This is a genomic window from Photorhabdus laumondii subsp. laumondii, from assembly GCF_003343245.1.
GTDB classification, from domain to species: Bacteria; Pseudomonadota; Gammaproteobacteria; order Enterobacterales; family Enterobacteriaceae; genus Photorhabdus; species Photorhabdus laumondii.
Genome location: NZ_CP024901.1, coordinates 2,123,194 through 2,140,346, shown reverse-complemented (window position 1 = coordinate 2,140,346; position 17,153 = coordinate 2,123,194). Strand labels below are relative to the sequence as shown.

General features: G+C 39.8%; 13 protein-coding genes, 1 tRNA gene, 1 pseudogene and 1 CRISPR repeat array. Of the genes and pseudogenes, 3 read left to right on the top strand and 12 right to left on the bottom strand.

Annotated features, from left to right (window positions below; all coding sequences use genetic code 11):
- Positions 1-19: 19 nt before the first annotated feature.
- From csy2 to PluTT01m_RS09255, 9 genes and pseudogenes are all read right to left on the bottom strand, one after another.
- Complete coding sequence (gene csy2 / locus PluTT01m_RS09295; protein ID WP_011146071.1) at positions 20-988, bottom strand: type I-F CRISPR-associated protein Csy2; 969 nt, start codon at positions 986-988, stop codon at positions 20-22.
- Positions 985-2,343 (bottom strand): type I-F CRISPR-associated protein Csy1, encoded by a 1,359-nt coding sequence (csy1, locus tag PluTT01m_RS09290; RefSeq protein WP_011146070.1) that lies wholly within the window; start codon positions 2,341-2,343, stop codon positions 985-987. Before csy1 ends, csy2 begins: the two co-directional genes overlap by 4 nt.
- Positions 2,344-3,022: 679 nt before the next feature.
- Positions 3,023-3,283: a type II toxin-antitoxin system Phd/YefM family antitoxin gene (locus tag PluTT01m_RS09285; protein ID WP_011146069.1), complete on the bottom strand. Its 261-nt coding sequence runs from the start codon at positions 3,281-3,283 to the stop codon at positions 3,023-3,025.
- Positions 3,284-3,376: 93 nt separating this feature from the next.
- Positions 3,377-6,658, bottom strand: a complete 3,282-nt coding sequence (gene cas3f / locus PluTT01m_RS09280; RefSeq protein ID WP_011146068.1) for a type I-F CRISPR-associated helicase Cas3f — start codon at positions 6,656-6,658, stop codon at positions 3,377-3,379.
- Positions 6,655-6,789 (bottom strand): annotated as a pseudogene (locus tag PluTT01m_RS09275) (type I-F CRISPR-associated endonuclease Cas1f); the annotation flags it as partial. The gene cas3f and the pseudogene PluTT01m_RS09275, both read right to left, overlap by 4 nt.
- Before the next feature lie 770 nt (positions 6,790-7,559).
- Complete coding sequence (locus PluTT01m_RS09270; protein WP_011146067.1) at positions 7,560-8,099, bottom strand: hypothetical protein; 540 nt, start codon at positions 8,097-8,099, stop codon at positions 7,560-7,562.
- A gap of 203 nt (positions 8,100-8,302) precedes the next feature.
- A complete protein-coding gene (locus PluTT01m_RS09265; protein ID WP_011146066.1) occupies positions 8,303-9,328 on the bottom strand; it encodes an IS630-like element ISPlu3 family transposase in 1,026 nt (341 codons plus the stop codon).
- A 797-nt stretch (positions 9,329-10,125) separates the two neighbouring features.
- Positions 10,126-10,365: a DUF6538 domain-containing protein gene (locus PluTT01m_RS09260; protein ID WP_125043751.1), complete on the bottom strand. Its 240-nt coding sequence runs from the start codon at positions 10,363-10,365 to the stop codon at positions 10,126-10,128.
- 60 nt (positions 10,366-10,425) lie between these two features.
- Positions 10,426-10,513: transfer RNA gene (locus tag PluTT01m_RS09255), tRNA-Ser, on the bottom strand.
- Between the two features lie 184 nt (positions 10,514-10,697).
- Here PluTT01m_RS09255 and tusE point away from each other — a divergent pair.
- Positions 10,698-11,027, top strand: a complete 330-nt coding sequence (gene tusE, locus PluTT01m_RS09250) for a sulfurtransferase TusE (RefSeq protein ID WP_041380794.1) — start codon at positions 10,698-10,700, stop codon at positions 11,025-11,027.
- Between the two features lie 13 nt (positions 11,028-11,040).
- Here the strand turns inward: tusE and yccX are convergent, their stop codons facing one another.
- Positions 11,041-11,319, bottom strand: a complete 279-nt coding sequence (yccX, locus tag PluTT01m_RS09245; protein WP_011146063.1) for an acylphosphatase — start codon at positions 11,317-11,319, stop codon at positions 11,041-11,043.
- A gap of 223 nt (positions 11,320-11,542) precedes the next feature.
- Between yccX and hspQ the strand changes: the two genes are divergently transcribed.
- A complete protein-coding gene (hspQ, locus tag PluTT01m_RS09240; protein ID WP_011146062.1) occupies positions 11,543-11,863 on the top strand; it encodes a heat shock protein HspQ in 321 nt (106 codons plus the stop codon).
- A gap of 40 nt (positions 11,864-11,903) precedes the next feature.
- Positions 11,904-13,369: direct repeats of the CRISPR family, unit length 28 nt; unit sequence TTTCTAAGCTGCCTGTACGGCAGTGCAC.
- 424 nt (positions 13,370-13,793) lie between these two features.
- Here hspQ and PluTT01m_RS09235 read toward each other — a convergent pair.
- Positions 13,794-14,207: a CoA-binding protein gene (locus PluTT01m_RS09235; protein ID WP_011146059.1), complete on the bottom strand. Its 414-nt coding sequence runs from the start codon at positions 14,205-14,207 to the stop codon at positions 13,794-13,796.
- A 122-nt stretch (positions 14,208-14,329) separates the two neighbouring features.
- On the opposite strand from PluTT01m_RS09235, the gene mgsA reads away from it, so the two are divergent.
- A complete protein-coding gene (mgsA, locus tag PluTT01m_RS09230; protein ID WP_011146058.1) occupies positions 14,330-14,788 on the top strand; it encodes a methylglyoxal synthase in 459 nt (152 codons plus the stop codon).
- Between the two features lie 122 nt (positions 14,789-14,910).
- Here mgsA and helD read toward each other — a convergent pair whose 3' ends face one another.
- Positions 14,911-16,965 carry a DNA helicase IV gene (gene helD / locus PluTT01m_RS09225; protein ID WP_011146057.1) on the bottom strand — a complete coding sequence of 685 codons (2,055 nt, stop codon included), beginning with the start codon at positions 16,963-16,965 and terminating at the stop codon, positions 14,911-14,913.
- Positions 16,966-17,153: the final 188 nt, after the last annotated feature.

Below are 17,153 nucleotides of genomic sequence, written 5' to 3'. Positions count from 1 at the left end.
ATATCCTTCTTTAAATTAATCAGTCGATTATTCTTACTTTCTTATTGGGTTTGGATTGACGGGAAACAGTCTGTTGATTACAACACCTGTAGACACCCTCTCCTTCTTGATAGTCATAACACCAGAGTAACTGGCGAATATCGTCAATACGGTGCGGGCTTTTCCATTCACCTACTCCGTAGATTGCTTCAACAAAACAAAATGGAGCATTAGGATCACGGGTTTTATCTACTTTCCCGGCGGGATATAGCGGCGATATTGCCTGATAACCTGTCATCAAGGGGACTAAATATCCCGAAGCAGGTTTGGGAACATACTCCCAATATGCCGGGTCACCAATTTCAGGTTGCTTATCATCCTGCTTAGGAATAGCCCGCATTTTAATAGCGGAAAAATCAAGCCAGGCGTCAATCATCTCTGCTTGAGGGTTATCCTGTTTTAATTCTTCGTAGTGTTTAGCTAACAATTCAGAGCGATCTAGCAAGGCAAAACCCGGTAATAAACGCCGCATTAACTTACGGGTATCCTGTCCTTCTTGCGGAAAAGCAATAACATCCACTTTAGCAATTTCAGTGATAGTACCGCCTGCTAGTCTCTGAGTTGGACATATTTCTAGTAAATATTGTTCCAATTCGTTAGCTTCTGTATCACCAGCAATTTCACCAGAACATTCTATTAATAAAGAAACTGTCATATGCATTCGACCTTCTTCATTAATCGTTGCCGTTTTTGCTTCTTTGGTTAACGGATTGCGAGTTAATGCAAAAACTTTATCTTTAATTGGATCGGACCGATATGCATGAAGTTGATGGTTATGACAAATTACACCACAATTTTCCAGTTTTAGATTATAGCTTTTTTGTAGCTTACGTGAGATAGAATGAGTAAATCCAAGAAAGTGGGTAATTGCCGGAAAACCATAAGTTATACCCGTAATCGCATTCGCATTTTCTACTTTAATTTTACGCAAAATAATCAGATGGCTCATGGCATAACCTCCGGTAATTCATCTTCAAATTCACGTAACCGCTCTTTAAACACAGAAGCCCACTCACGACGTTCAGATAATCCCATTTCTAACCGCTCATGCTTTAAACTCTGATTCAGCCAGTAACTAAAATCTGCGGCTATCTCTTTTTTCCAGTCACCACCTTCGCGTTCAAATTTAAACGTTTCATCTTGCTGACAACGATAAGGATCAAGCCAGAGTTGTTGAGCACGTTTTAACGCACAATCTTCATTGGCACTCCAGCCTTTAAGCTCAATCAAATTTTGTATACCGACGACATAGTTAAACAAAACATCAATAATTTCATCAACATATTCCTGACGACATTGCTGAATCTCTAACGTGTTTTCATATTTTTGTACACTCAACAAATACCGTTGCATCTGCCAAACAGTGCTACGGACTAATGATACAAATTCACAGCCCAGATCAAAAATAGATCTGTGCTTCATAGGTGGTTTAGTTATATTTTTCCATTCAGGGGCTGAACATGGTAGAAGATAAACTCGTCCACCCCGCATATTGTTAAGATAAGAGGTAATTTGTGGCTTAGTGCTGCCAAAATACTGCACAGCAGTATTGGGATAAACCACGATAGTTTCAGGACGCCAAGATTCTTCTTTTCTCGCTTTGTTAATTTCTTTAGATAATTCACCAAAGCGTGCTTCAGTAATACGCTGATGCATGGTATGCGCTAGAGATGAAGAAAATAGTGGGCCTAATAAGTGGTATTTATCATAGCCGACAGGAAAATAAAGCTGTTTTGCTAGTCTATGTGAAGAAAGTCGTTTATCTGATAAAACTTGCCTAAACCCATTGATCCATAATTCAAGCTGCTGCTCATTTTTCGCCAGTTCAGCTAGTGCTGAATAGTCTGCCCGATTTATATTTGCAAGCAATGAATCACCTTCCCGATATTCTGTCAATAATAATTTCGCAATATCAAGAGCAGCCGCATTTCCTGCCGCATCTATAGCAGGTCTATCTAAAGCTGCCATGGAAAGATATTTAATATCTTCTTTTACATTTGCTTTTGATTGTACCGCGAAAATACTGCTACCTCTTGCATCAGTATGGGCAAATTTCAGAACATGTGTCACTAAGCGGATTTGATCTACTCGGCTAACTGCATCATCCAGCCAATTTCTAACTTCATAGTGCTCTTCCAATTCCTTGCGTTGTTCAGCTAACTTTTGTTTAACTGGCGTAATATCCTCCATAGAGGTTAGTTTTGCCAATTTTTTTTCAGCCTCTTTATCAAAAACCTCCAACTTTGACTGTTTACGGCTTTCAATATAATCGACAATAAATCGACTCAATCCATTTTCATTCATAGGCTCTTACCTACCTTATCAAAATGATTATCTGGTTGTCTGCTAAATTTAGCTCGAAAACATGATCTTGTACATCATAAACTAATAAATACTCCAGCTTTGAATTCATCACCCTAACCAGTGTATTTTAATTTATTCCGTTCATTCGCTTTACCAAAATTTTGCCTCTGTGTATTTCACAACAAAATACCTAAAAATCATCCTATTTTCACCCAAAATTATTACAGTGGTAATGAGAAATAGGGTATCAATCAAGTCACGGTATTAAGCTTGTTTCTTCTGCCAATTCAAGATGAATATATCCATGAAACATCTCATCACCAATGACATATTCATTAGACAGTTTATTTCTTTAAATGTTCAATGTATCTTTAAAAAAATAATCTCCCTCCTTTAAGTGCTTTTGAAGGGTAATCCGCAATTTTATATAGAATTTTCATAGTACAGCTCGTTATAAATAGGCTCAATACAAAATACAGGCGTTATCCATAGGCATTAAACTCAGACGAACATAAAATTCTTCGATTTCCGTACGTGATAACAGGCAAATACATTTAGTATTTTCCACCTCTAGTCTCGATTCAAAACAATCAATCACATTAAATCACTTCTCGCTCGAATCAGTGGATTTCGATCAGATCTCTTTGGACATCCGGTGTTAAACGATAGAGAATCGACATTAGTCGTATTTACCTGTCTCTAGTTCATCAAAAAACGATTCACCATCAACTAGGTTACCTTCTTCAATATCAGCTTTGGTTTGGATTGCTCTGGATTTCAAAAGCTGAATCTTAAGCGCTTCAATGTTTTCATATTCATCTATTGATAGGACAACAGCAACAAGCTTGCCGTTCTTATTAATCTGGATTGGAGCACGCTGCGCTCTTAGCAGCATATCACCAAAGTGAGTTTTAACTTCATTGGCAGAAAGTTCATACATATTTGTAGTCTCACAAATATCGTTCGATTCGCTTAGTTTGATTGAATCGAACGACAATCACCACGATCATTACCTAAAAACACTGCATGTCATTCAACCAATTTCTCCAAACACCCCTAAAAATGGATGGTAACGCCATGCTTCTCCGTCATCTTTCTTCCTAAGACGAATCTCACCAAAATGTTGGCTTACATTTTTTAACTCCATTTCATTTGTATCAGCCAAATTCTGGTAAATCGTCTCAGTATCAAGTTCAATCCAAGCACTCACACCAAGTGCAAACTCTAATTCTGGCACATAGTCAAACGTGTCGCTTTCTTTTATCCCTGCCTGACCGCTGTCCAGAGCCACAAACTTCGCTTCTTCACCCTCTTCTCCAAGCCACAAATAATGTAGTTCATCAGGTTCTGATTGACGAAATGGTTTATGGCGTTGTAATTCTGCACACCATGAAGCCTGTTCTCGCCACCAAAGAGCTGAGCAGTAACCGTGTTTATTATCAGAGCCACCTTGAAGTTCTTCCCATAAACGTTGATGTTCAAGATCGACCAAATTTTCAAAAGGTGAACTATCTCCAGCATTATCGCGTTCCTTTATTCTCGGCAATGCACTGATTAGTTCATATTGATAAGGTTCCAGTAATTCATGTAAATCATGATTAGCAAAAAGATAATCTTTCGACTCAAACCCTGGGCGACAATAAACCGGATGTTTTAAATCAGTCGCTTTAAGTGCCTTATAGTTTTTCGCCAGAATATGCAGATTAGGCTCCCGTGGTTCTTTTCGTCGATGACGTTGAATACGTCCGGCAAGTTGTATCAATGAACGCATTGAGCTGGGTTCAGCTATACTCCAATCGTAATCATGATCTCGGCCAACTTCAGCTACAGAAGTTGCCGCTACTACAAAAATATGATCCCTTTCCGATGTCTCTTCTAATACTTTGCGAATTTCCGCCACCTGCCACAACTCTTCTTCATCGTATCGTGTTAATGTGGAATCCAGCCGATGTTCAAGATGAGAACGTATCGCCATAGGATGTTGACTGTGATAAACGCAATAATGGATGCGCACATTTTCAGGAGATGGCATTTGTAATAACCGCTGTGCAACAGCAACCAATGGATCAATATTTGCCATACGGATTAAACCAATAGAGACGGTTTTACCCGATGAATGAGTTTGATGATGCTCCTCACGCAACTTCAATATAGAGTGATGCATCACTTCGGCGATAGTATTAATAACATCATTAATCTTACGACTTTCAGAAATAATCGGCACAAGTTCAGCTTTACGCAATGGCACTATTTTTTTAAGCCTGCCAATACGCTTATTAACGAAAATATTATGCTGTTCCTGAAACTGATATGCATTGACCACATCCTGTTGCGTTGTTTCATATTCATCAAACCAAGCACAACAGATATTCACCGGAGCACCAGGTTGACCACATGCTAATTGATAATCTTGGCGTCCGGCACGATAAGCATTGAACAATGCCTGAATCAACGCAGGTGGTAATGTGGCAGATGAAAGCAATACCCGCGAACCTAATAATCCTGCCCAGTTCACTAATCGGCATAAAGCCGACAAATCGTTAATATCAAAATCATCAGGCTCATCTAACACGAGATCAGAAGTGAGTAACCTCAACATAGGTGCAATTTGCTTTCCACCACGAATACCTTCTGTAGCTGGAATTAAATGGTCGATGGTCGCCACCAGTACAGGTGCGCTAAGCAGCTTATTAAGTTTATTATCTTTACGTAACCAATGACTCAGACGCCCATCATCTAAGCTACCGTCATAACTAACATACTGGTGTTCAGCAAATAACGCTTCCGCGGATATGCTGCCCACATCAGGCTCAAGCGCCTTTTGGCGGAGTTGATGTAATTCTTTCACTGCCTGCGAGCCAATCAGTACCGCTAAATCATCTTCTTCTAAATGCAATCTTTTACGTAACGCATCACCGGTTTGTAACGTTAACGTTCTTAACCCCAAAGCGATAGAGAAACGGCATCCTTGTTTTTCATCAGCTAATCCATACATGATGCGTGCATTAGCAAAAGTTTTACCACAACCAGTAGAAGCCATATTAATGCCAAAAAAGCCCTGTTCTACTGAACGTTCGCGTAAAGCACATGCGACATAGAACGCCTGATCCTGCCAACGGTATTTTTCATCTTTACTGCGTTGTTTAAATCCTTTATGCCGGGTAATCGCAGGCAGCGTTTTACGAATATGTGGCAAACTTCTCCCCAGTAGTAAAGCATTCTGTCCAACACCAATATTGTGCTCATCTAATCGCTGCTTGCACTTACCGGTGGTTCTATCAGTATTGGCAAATACCCCATAGTTAACATCCTGCCAACCCAAAGTTGCAGGTAACGATGAATAATGATGATCGGCCAGCATTAAAACCAGTCGAGACATATGACTGGTGAAACGCTGGTTCAGATTGCCATATTGCACTAATGACGTTGATTGCAGCGCTCTTTGCGCAAATTTTTGTGCTTTCTGACGCCAAGTCTGACTACGGATAGGTGTACCATTTGGGAATGTCCAGACATCACGTTTATCCTGATCACTCCAGACCTTATTATCCATGTTGATTGAGTTCCATGACGGTTCTAAGTGGTTAATCAGCCAACTATCAATATCTTTTAATTGTGGTCTGCGTACATATCGATCGTCATAACTAGGATAAACAGGAAGACGATGATGAGAGAGGATTAGCCAAGCGACAGTGGTTGCCAATGGCGGTAAGTTAACAAAAGGGTTTGCATATTTTTTATCGATATCATCCTTAACCAAACGGGAAAGAATCTTATCCTCATCACTAGGCTCAATCTGACTCAACGAAGTCATCCACTCCCTATCATCTTGTTCCGCAACAAATGCCTGAAACAGCCGCAAAGACACCCATTCATGTCGGTACGGTTGAAACCGCCCATTACCCTGTAAACCTTGCTGGAATAATGTATTAGCTTTACCAAAATCATGAAATAACCCGGCAATCGCTGCCAATAAGCTGATAGCCTCTACACTATGCCAATGATTTTCATCCTGACTTTTCAGCACATCACGTTGTGTTGTATTTGTAGGTACAACTCCTCGTGAGTTAAAGCGCCGCAAATTCCCGACTATCCATAACAGCTCAGTTTGACCACCACTTTTTATCCAATGGCAAGCCACCGCCGTATTACGACGTGCCGTTTTACGCAATAACTTACGCAAAGTATTTAAACCTTCCTGGGTGATAGCCGTTTGCCAAGTTCTATCACCTTTACGTTCAGCAAATTGATCCAAAATTCGGCGGGTTTCTGTTAGCGCTCGTTTATTACACTGGGAAACTAAGAGAATATTCATCGTGCCACCTGACTCAATTGTTGCGCAGTTGTTTGTAGTGCCTCAATCATGGTGTCTAAAGCATCAGCTTTTTGAAATCCACTAATACAGCGTTGGCGAAACTCCTGTTCATCTTCTCCAGCCATTGCCGCTTCTAAGCTGCCTGTACGGCAGTGCACTCATTCATATTACCGAAGTGATCGGGATGCTTTTTCTAAGCTGCCTGTACGGCAGTGCACATATTGGTGGAGGACATGTTGGTTTTGTTGTTTTTCTAAGCTGCCTGTACGGCAGTGCACTGTTACATATTAACTTTAACCTGCTGATTTTTAAATAGCATAACTACTAAAAAGTGAAAAACCCTTTTTATAAGAGATAATTAATTTATCCATAAAATCAATAAATTACAACTCCCTTCAAAAAAAGGGTAAAAATAAGGTAGCAGCAAAAATACCATCACATACTTAAGTCATCTGTTCTAAGCCTAAGATCTATGCAGTAAGTGAGAATTGTTGCCTGTAAAATGTTCAATGATACTGGAACCATTCACTGAATTCGGTCATCGACAAAAATCAGTACCTCTTAATCTCACAGCCCCTTTCAATAGTGACATCATCCAATATTCCAACAGTTTCATTAATTTCACCATGTACTTAAATATTGAAAAATTCAGTATTACCCAATTTAACAAGTATCCAATTCATATTTTCAGAAATATAATTAGCTTAATTAAAGATATAATCTATATTACATGTTATTATGAGAGCAAATATAAACATTACAGATAAAAAATGATTCTTTATTATTAGCTAATAATCCTATAATGACTCACCTCCAGAATATACATCTATTATATCAATCATTTACATAAACCATTTCAGCAACCACTCCCATCATTAAATAAAAACATCAGGTTGTTTTCTCATATATCTAATATTCCATTCCATCTGAACAATGGTGGATTATCTCTATAATTAAGGAAATGCCCTGAAAATATCAGAGCATTTTTTAAGTTAAACGCATTGCTTACTATTAGCGCCGTAGTTATGGTGTAAGAAAATATCATGTTACGAAGATAATCGTTGTCAACTTTATTATCAATGATTTCACCGGTCTCAAGAATCAATCGATGAGTTGGTTCTTTTGAGCAAAGAATCATGAGCCGCATTTTATCTTTTATAAGCCAGCGATCATTGCTCGCAGGACTAAACCAGTGAGATTTGAGCAAGATATTACCCTGACTATCACAAGGCATTTCATTAAATTTCACCGTCCAGTTAGCATCAACTTCCGTTTTTTTATTGATAGTCCCGTTCTCACCTTGAATATCAACAGAACCATAAAATAAGAAGTCACCATCAACAAGGTGAACTTTACCGTTACTCCCAGAATATCCTAACCCAATATTTTTAGGGATATTCACTAACGTTTGATATTGAACACCTTTAACTGAATACATCATGTTTCAATCTCCTTTCGTTATATACCCGTTATCTTTCAAGTTACCTCTTTGTTGGCTGCACTCACTCGCCCCAGTCACATAGTTATCTATGCTCCCGGGGATTCGCTCCCTTGCCGTCGCGATGCATCTTGAAATCCGTAGGGTATAGCTACTGTATAAAAATAGAATTTAACCACTCTGGATTTAACTATACCCAAGAAACTTCAAGATGCAGTTTTTAGCACCTGAAAATGGTCGTTAATTCTAGACATCAGCGAGTCCGCTATATCCGGTAGCGTTGTGGTGAAAAATTTGAAGACGTTGTCTCGAAATTCATGTTTATCCGCGAAATAACGGTTATTTCGAACCTGTTCATTCATGACCTTCCATAATCGTTCTATCGGGTTTAAATTTGGACTATAGGGAGGAAGGTAATGTAACTCAATATTGCTAACATAAGCCCACTCCTTCACAAGATGAGCTTTGTTGTAACCCGCTCCATCCACAATAAGGTGAATTTTTTGATGATAGTCAGGATAAGACTTTCTTATTTCATTGAAAAAACAGCAAATGTTGTAGTCGTTGATGGTCTGATATTCCTGGAACACCGTACGACCAATGGCATTCAGGTTGAGGGCACCCAATATATTCAGGCGAGTCCGGCTTCCTGTTGTTTTGACGGTTTTTTTCTCGCCTTTTCGCATCCAGCCATAACTGAGTTTGGTGCCTTGAGTCGGGTGAACAGCATCAAGAAAAAGGATGGGTTCGTCTTTCGCTGTGACTTTAAGATTCTCATAATATTCAATAAATTGTCGCTGTTTTTCTGCGTCGAATTTATGAGGGACGCCACAAGGTTTTTTATAAGAAAAACCCTGACGGTGTAGCCATTTATTCATGCCGGGAATGCTAAAGGTAATATTCCAGAGCTGAGCAACATAGGCCACGATTTCATGGGTGTGATGGAAAAGATGTTGAGATAAGTGATTGATTAAAAAATCAGTTTGTTCTCGGGAAAGCAAACTATCAGACCCTCCATTATCAGATTTAAGTTTACCTTGATTAAGGTAATCACTGATATGGCGGTCAACGGTGGTCTGATGGAGTCGCAATGCCTGGGCTATCATCACAGAACTCCACCCTTCAGAAGCCAGAAGGATCGCTTTTATTCTGTCTCGTACCTGACCATCACGAGTGGTGTCGTGAAGACGTTCAAGTTTGATTTTTTGTTCTGATGTAATAAATATTTTCATAGCGAGGATAATGATCTCCATTTCGGATAAAATCAAGCATCTTCAATGATTACGGGTATAACATATGCAATATTATTATTCTATAAATAATTTCATATTTCTTTAAATAATCCATTGGATATTTTGCCATCCAATATTCTTCACGGTCAATTATTCAATCTATTTATAACTAAATTCACCTATCAATCAAAAACTTTATTAAAGTCTGATATTTTAAAAATGTGATTTTAAATAATCTATATTATTGCAGGTGAAAACCATTTAAATAAATCCATTTTTATGTAAAAATCAAATTAATAATTTATATTTAAAAAATCACAAGACCTTATTTTTAATTCTAAAAAACCACATACATTCCAATTAAAAAATAATCACGGTACTCTTTTCAATATTATTTGAAATTTACCTAACATAAGGATTAATAGAATTAACGGTTATCAAGCATCAATTTGTCATTATTGTTCATTATGAGGTAATTCAATACCTTTGGATACAATGTTCATATTCCACTATTAAATTATTTAATTAAAAGCTAATCAATTAAGCCACCAAATATTATATTTGCAAACTACTGAATATATTTCACATCCAATTACTTTACTAAACCATTTTCACATCACTAATAAACATAAGCATTTAACCACTCATAATAAATATTGATTTTACAGATAAAACCGCTTGTAATACATTCAGCCAAATAACTATAATGATAAAGAAATAATAGAATAAAGATTATATATAAAAACTCCGGTAAAACTTTTGAAACTTACAATGATAGTGAATTTGGTATCCCTACCTTACCCAAGACGCATTTCTGCAAACTTTAGGTCTAAATTTACATCAAGTTGACGAAGACGTATCAGCGCTTCAACCCTATTGGTTGTTTTAAGAGATTGAACTATTTCAGATTTGCTACAAACTTGTACCAAATCAGCAGGTATTCTCCGGCGGAAATAATACATTAGCCCACGACGATAAAGATGAGTACACATACGAATGAATTCTCCAGCACCGTTGGAACGATGTGGTACACTCATGTGCAACAGTAAGGTGTGAATCTTAGGAAAATTGTTTATAAACATAAAGTTAGAAAGAATTGGCGGAGGAGGAGAGATTCGAACTCTCGGATGGTTTCCCATCGGCGGTTTTCAAGACCGCTGCCTTAAGCCGCTCGGCCACCCCTCCGCAATGGCGTGCACTATAAACAGCACCGAGACAGATGTAAAGTATCCTTCTGTTCGATTGCCGTAAATTTACCCTTTTTTATGGTTGTTGGCTTACTTTATCGTCACATGTGCATACCATTCTTGGGTATGGAAGTGATTTTTGCTAAATTACGGCTACTTTTCTTTAATGGTTATTAATGATTATGCTGGTATTCGAAGGTCAAGAAATCGAAACCGATGCGCAAGGTTATCTGAAAAACAGTAGTGACTGGGAGGAAGCAATAGCTTTACTTCTCGCCAAACAGGAAGAAATCACTTTGACTGAACCGCATTGGGAAGTCATTCGTTTTATCCGGGAATTTTATAAGGAATTTAATACATCCCCAGCTATCCGTATGTTAGTAAAAGCGATCGCACAAAAGTATGGCGAAGAAAAAGGCAACAGCCGCTATCTTTACCGTCTGTTTCCCAAAGGGCCAGCAAAACAGGCAACTAAGATCGCCGGGCTACCGAAACCGGTAAAGTGTATCTAATCAATAAACTAGCTCAGTGGCGGACAATAAAATCTGCAATATCCTCCACTGCGCAGGATTGAGATGAAAAGTTATCTATTCGTGCTCCTGGAGGACCACCCTGCTCCAACCAATGGGTTAATGTATTTAGTTGTTCACTATCACCATAAGCTACGATTTTGACACTACCGTCATGCAAATTACAGACATAACCTGTCAGCCTATTAAGTTTCGCCCAACGAAAAGTTTGATAGCGAAATCCAACTCCCTGAACCCGGCCATAAACATAAATTGTTACCCCATATTTAATCATAATTACCCCCTAATCAACCAGTCACCTTGCGGTATCGCTCACATATATAGTTAAGCACACGACTCTTGGTTGTGTTTTATATTTACTACAGCTAACCTGAAAATAGATGAAGCCACATTTGCAATTTAAAACAAAAAATGGCTTCAACTACCGGGTACAGCTCTTGTAATTCACCTTACTGCCCTTATATCAATGTCAATACAAGACTTCTTTGGAGGTGACTATGATTATCGCCAGCAAATTCGGTATCGGCCAACAAGTACGTCACAAACTTCTGGGTTATTTGGGAGTCATCGTGGATATTGATGTGGAATACTCGCTGGAACAACCCCAAGAGGATGACATTGCATCCAATGCTACCCTGCGTTCCGCCCCCTGGTATCACGTTGTGATGGAAGATGACAATGGTCAACCTGTACATACTTATCTGGCCGAAGCACAATTAGCCTATGAAACATCCGATGAACATCCAGAGCAACCTTCTCTCGATGAGCTAGCAGAATCCATCCGCCATCAACTACTGGCCCCAAGACTGCGCAATTAACCTCCAATATTATACCTAACAACCTAAGGCAGTTATCGCGCTTCTAAGCTGCCTGTACGGCAGTGCACCTGATGCAATTACTGATAGCGACCGGGGATTTTTTCTAAGCTGCCTGTACGGCAGTGCACACCACTTTGTCGCTTTCCGCAAGGTGCATACTTTTCTAAGCTGCCTGTACGGCAGTGCACCCATCCCACGTTGTGGCGCATGTGGGCCAAGATTTCTAAGCTGCCTGTACGGCAGTGCACTTCTAGATAATGCAGCATATCCCAACATAGTATTTCTAAGCTGCCTGTACGGCAGTGCACGAAATATTGTAAGAGAAACGATTAATTTCATTTTTCTAAGCTGCCTGTACGGCAGTGCACGCGGCACAACAGCGGTTATTGATACAGAGAAATTTCTAAGCTGCCTGTACGGCAGTGCACTGATCGCTATCTAATCGTCTTACTCTCATTTTTTTCTAAGCTGCCTGTACGGCAGTGCACATGACCTGGATTTTATTATCGAACTGACGTGTTTTCTAAGCTGCCTGTACGGCAGTGCACACTTGCCACAGCAACAGCTTGCTGATGTGTTATTTCTAAGCTGCCTGTACGGCAGTGCACGTTTGCCATTGAAGCGCAATGTCATTCATCTCTTTCTAAGCTGCCTGTACGGCAGTGCACTTCTATCAGTGCAGAACTCGCCGCCTATGTAATTTCTAAGCTGCCTGTACGGCAGTGCACTTAAAGCTGAATCAGGGATCGGGCGCTACCTTTCTAAGCTGCCTGTACGGCAGTGCACAATCGTCAACGGGCTTAATGTTGATGGATGCATTTCTAAGCTGCCTGTACGGCAGTGCACACACTTAATGAGAGGACCCAAGGAGCACGTCTTTTCTAAGCTGCCTGTACGGCAGTGCACAAGAGCGGCAGACCGATACTTCGTTTGTTTACTTTCTAAGCTGCCTGTACGGCAGTGCACGTACGGATAGCGATACTGACTGGAGTTTGATTTTTCTAAGCTGCCTGTACGGCAGTGCACTAACTGAGGTTTACCCTTTGGTCCACTCCCTTTTTCTAAGCTGCCTGTACGGCAGTGCACGGTAACGAAAATAGCTACCTGTGGACGTATCATTTCTAAGCTGCCTGTACGGCAGTGCGGCTTTCCTTGCCTGTTCGTTGCTGTGCTTTGATTTTCTAAGCTGCCTGTACGGCAGTGCACATTAAATAGTGCAGTACAACGTACAGCGGAAATTTCTAAGCTGCCTGTACGGCAGTGCACCTCAATCATTAGAAGCATGGGGTTATCGTTTATTTCTAAGCTGCCTGTACGGCAGTGCACTATCTAAACGGGGATTCGATGCTTGGTATGCGTTTCTAAGCTGCCTGTACGGCAGTGCACTACATTCTTCTCCTTTGTAAGCACTACTTGATTTTCTAAGCTGCCTGTACGGCAGTGCACAGAAGGTTACGGTAACGAAAATAGTTACTTGTTTTCTAAGCTGCCTGTACGGCAGTGCACTGTTACATATTAACCTTAAGTTGCTGACTGTTAAAGAATATAGTGATAAAAAATTAAAAAACCCTTTTTTCAGGAGATGTTTTATTTTTCTTTTAAATTAATAGGTTGTTTTTTGATGATAAAAAAGGGTCAAAACTAGGGCACAACAAAAGCACCATATCTTATAGCAATAAAAGTGTAGATTCTGGCAAAATTTAGCAGCAATAAGAGCAACTAAATTTTCCTTAAGATATTGTAATAACTGTAAAAATAGATTTTATAAGATGTCTAGAAAAGTAAACTCAATATCCAACTCAAACATTATTTTGAACACTTGGAACCCGGACACCGCTTCTCATCCAACGCCTTAAGTTTACATTAGATATTGGTGCCAGGGTCCCTTCATCCACTAATTAGAAACCAAATAACTACAAGCTGAAAAATATTATTTTTCGAGTCCCAATCTTGGAATTTCAATTTTTGGGCAGCGATCCATCACAACATCCAGACCTGCTTCCTCTGCCAATATTTTTGCTTGCTCATTAATAACACCAAGTTGCAACCAGAGCACTTTTGCTTTGATATCTATAGCTTCTCGCGCAATGTCATATGCAGCGTCAGCATTACGGAATACATCAACCATATCAACAGCCTGTGGAATATCTGCCAGTTGTGCATACACCCGTTGCCCAAGCAGTGTTTGTCCGGCAAGCTTCGGGCTGACAGGAATCACCTGATAGCCTTGTTCCAGTAAATAAGCCATAACTTTATAACTTGGACGAGCAGTTTTTTCACTCGCACCTACCAATGCGATAGTTTTTACTCGTTTTAGTATGTCTGCAATTTTCTGGTCACTCATTCGCTCCTCCTTAAATTCGATATTTTTACTTTGTTTATTTATTACAATGTATATGATAAACATTGTTATCAATTGAGTTCACTGCATTCGAAAACACAATAACGATTACCAAAGGCATCCTCATGGAATTGACAACCCGCACAATGGCAACCGCTAAAAATATAGCGCTTATTGCACATGACCACTGTAAAACTTCGCTGCTAGCTTGGTCCAAAAAACATAAAAGTTTACTCAAGAAACATCATTTATACGCTACCGGCACAACCGGTAATCTGATTCAGAACGAAACCGGATTATCTGTTACCAATATGCTTAGTGGTCCAATGGGTGGAGATCAACAAATTGGTTCTCTAATCTCAGAAGGGAAAATTGATGTGTTGATATTTTTCTGGGACCCACTTAATTCCGTGCCTCATGATCCTGATGTAAAAGCACTTCTACGCCTTGCTACAGTATGGAATATCCCTGTTGCAACTAATCTAGCGTCTGCGGATTTTATTGTTAGTTCTCCTCTATTTTCTGAATCAGTAGATATTCAAGTACCTGATTATCAACATTATCTGAATGGACGTCTGAAATAAGTCTTTACAACATATACCTACAACTACACGTTTCTCCACGTCAAATACCAGGAAAAAACAGAGTGGGATTTCCAAGAAAGGTATCCCATGATAGCCCTGAATATTTCAGCCAACGCAAAACCTTAAGGTTTACGTTGAACAGGCACACTTAACTGCTCTAACTGACGTACAAACACCGATGGATTATTCTTGTCTTGCATCAACCACACCTGCTTCTTCGCCCGTGTTAATGCAACATACAAAAGACGACGCTCCTCCGCATCCGAAAAATCTTCCGGCTGTGGCAATAAAACCCACTCCATCACAGATTCCCTTGCTGGTGCAGGAAAACCATCTTGCCCCTGATGCAGACCAAGAATAATCACATAATCCGCTTGCTGTCCTTTAGAAGCATGGATAGTCATAAATTCTATTTTCAATTTAGGCCAGCGAGTTGCTGCTTTTTTCAGTAATTCAGGTTTCAAATAGTGATAACGCGCCAGCAATAAAATCGTTTCTTGCTCAGTGACATAGCCACTCATTTTATTTAACAAAGGTTCAAGCTGGTCTTCTGGCAGGATAACAATTGATTTTTTATTACCTTTAGTCAAACCATTTAGTGATTTCCTTAACTGATTTGGATTTTGTTGCACAAACGCGTTAGTAATCTTACTAATCCTATCATTAAGCCGATAAGAGATATCCAGTACACATTCAGCACCTTTGCCAAAGTAATTAGCAAATGCGCTAGTCAACATCCGTTCCGCGCCACTAAAACGATAAATTGCCTGCCAGTCATCCCCTACGGCAAATAGACAGCTTTGGCTATTTTGGGTTCGCATTGCAGTGAGCAATTTGGCCCATAATGGTGAAATATCCTGAAACTCATCGACCAAAATATGCTTCCACGGGCTGATAAACCGCCCTTTATCCAGAATATTCACTGCCTGATGGATTAACCCTGAGTAATCAACAGCACCTTCTGTTTTCAATTCAGATTTCCACGCCTTTAATAAAGGCTCCATCAAGCGAATACATTTTTGAAACCGATCCAGATACTCTTCCTGAACTTGCTCTATCATTGCTTTCTGACTACCACCATGCATACGCATCAACCCCAGCCAGCACTCAAGCCGATTTGACAGGCGGTTAGCAAGCTGTTCATCGTGCCAAAATTCACCTTCCGGCACTTCCCATTTCAACTCATCTGTCAGCCATTCCCGCCAACCTTTGGCCTGTGCTTTCTTCTCGCTACATTGTTGTTGCCAGTGTTTAATCAGAAAGTCTTTTCTTTTTTGTCCATCTGTTTCCAATACGCTGATTTTTGGCGCTTTATTACTCCCTTGCTGAATGATATGCAACGCCAAAGTATGAAACGTTTTTACTTTAATATCATTCACACCAAGACGACTCTGAATCCTCTCATTCATCTCATTGACGGCTTGATGACTAAAGGCTAACAATAATATCTGTTCAGGAATCGCCTGTTGGAGAAGTAATAACCAACCCGCTCTCGCTACTAACACCGATGTTTTTCCACTACCCGCGCCAGCAAGAACCAGAACTGAATTTTCACCATTAATAACAGCCAGACTCTGAGAACGGTTTAAAGGAGATGCTTCTATCCGCTGAAAAAAGTCACAGTGTTGCTCCAACATACGTTCTGTCCATTGCAGATTGATTTTTTCAACACACTTTTCGCCATTCTCAAGCCAACGCAAACAAATTTGATACCCATCCCGGCAATGATCAAATTGTTCCAGACGCTGTAATGGCAACGGTAAAGCCTGAAATGTTGCTTGAATTTGTTGTTGTAATTGGAGTAAATCAGCTTTTTTCAACCAACGATTCTGTTGTCCAATTCTGTTGATTTCACTAACCTGAGCTGTCAGTACATTCGCACTAATATCACTCATTTCCTGGCTCCATTTCTGCCATTCACCAAGCAGATAATGGTAAAAACGCTGAGTTTGCTGCCATTCAGTACCATGAAGGCGAACCGCTTGTCCATCGGATAGTTCAAACTCTAACTCACCCCAGATGATACCCCGTTTACACTGAATATTAATTAACTGGTTAAATGGGATCAGGTATTGATGCTTTTCACCACTGACTTCAATACCCGCATTCAGCAAGCGCACCCGATTATAAGGATGCTGAGCAAGGCATTGGCCAATTTGTGTTGCTTTAAGTTCCATTATCGAGCGCCGTACCTAAAAAATAGTTAAATTATGTCTTATAAGAGTTTTTTATCACTAATAAACCTTTTATCATAATATACCCGTTATCTTTCAAGTTACCTCTTTGTTGGCTGCACTCGCTCACCCCGGTCACAGAGTTCGCTATGCATCTTGAAATCCGTAGGGTATCGTTATTTATGACCATT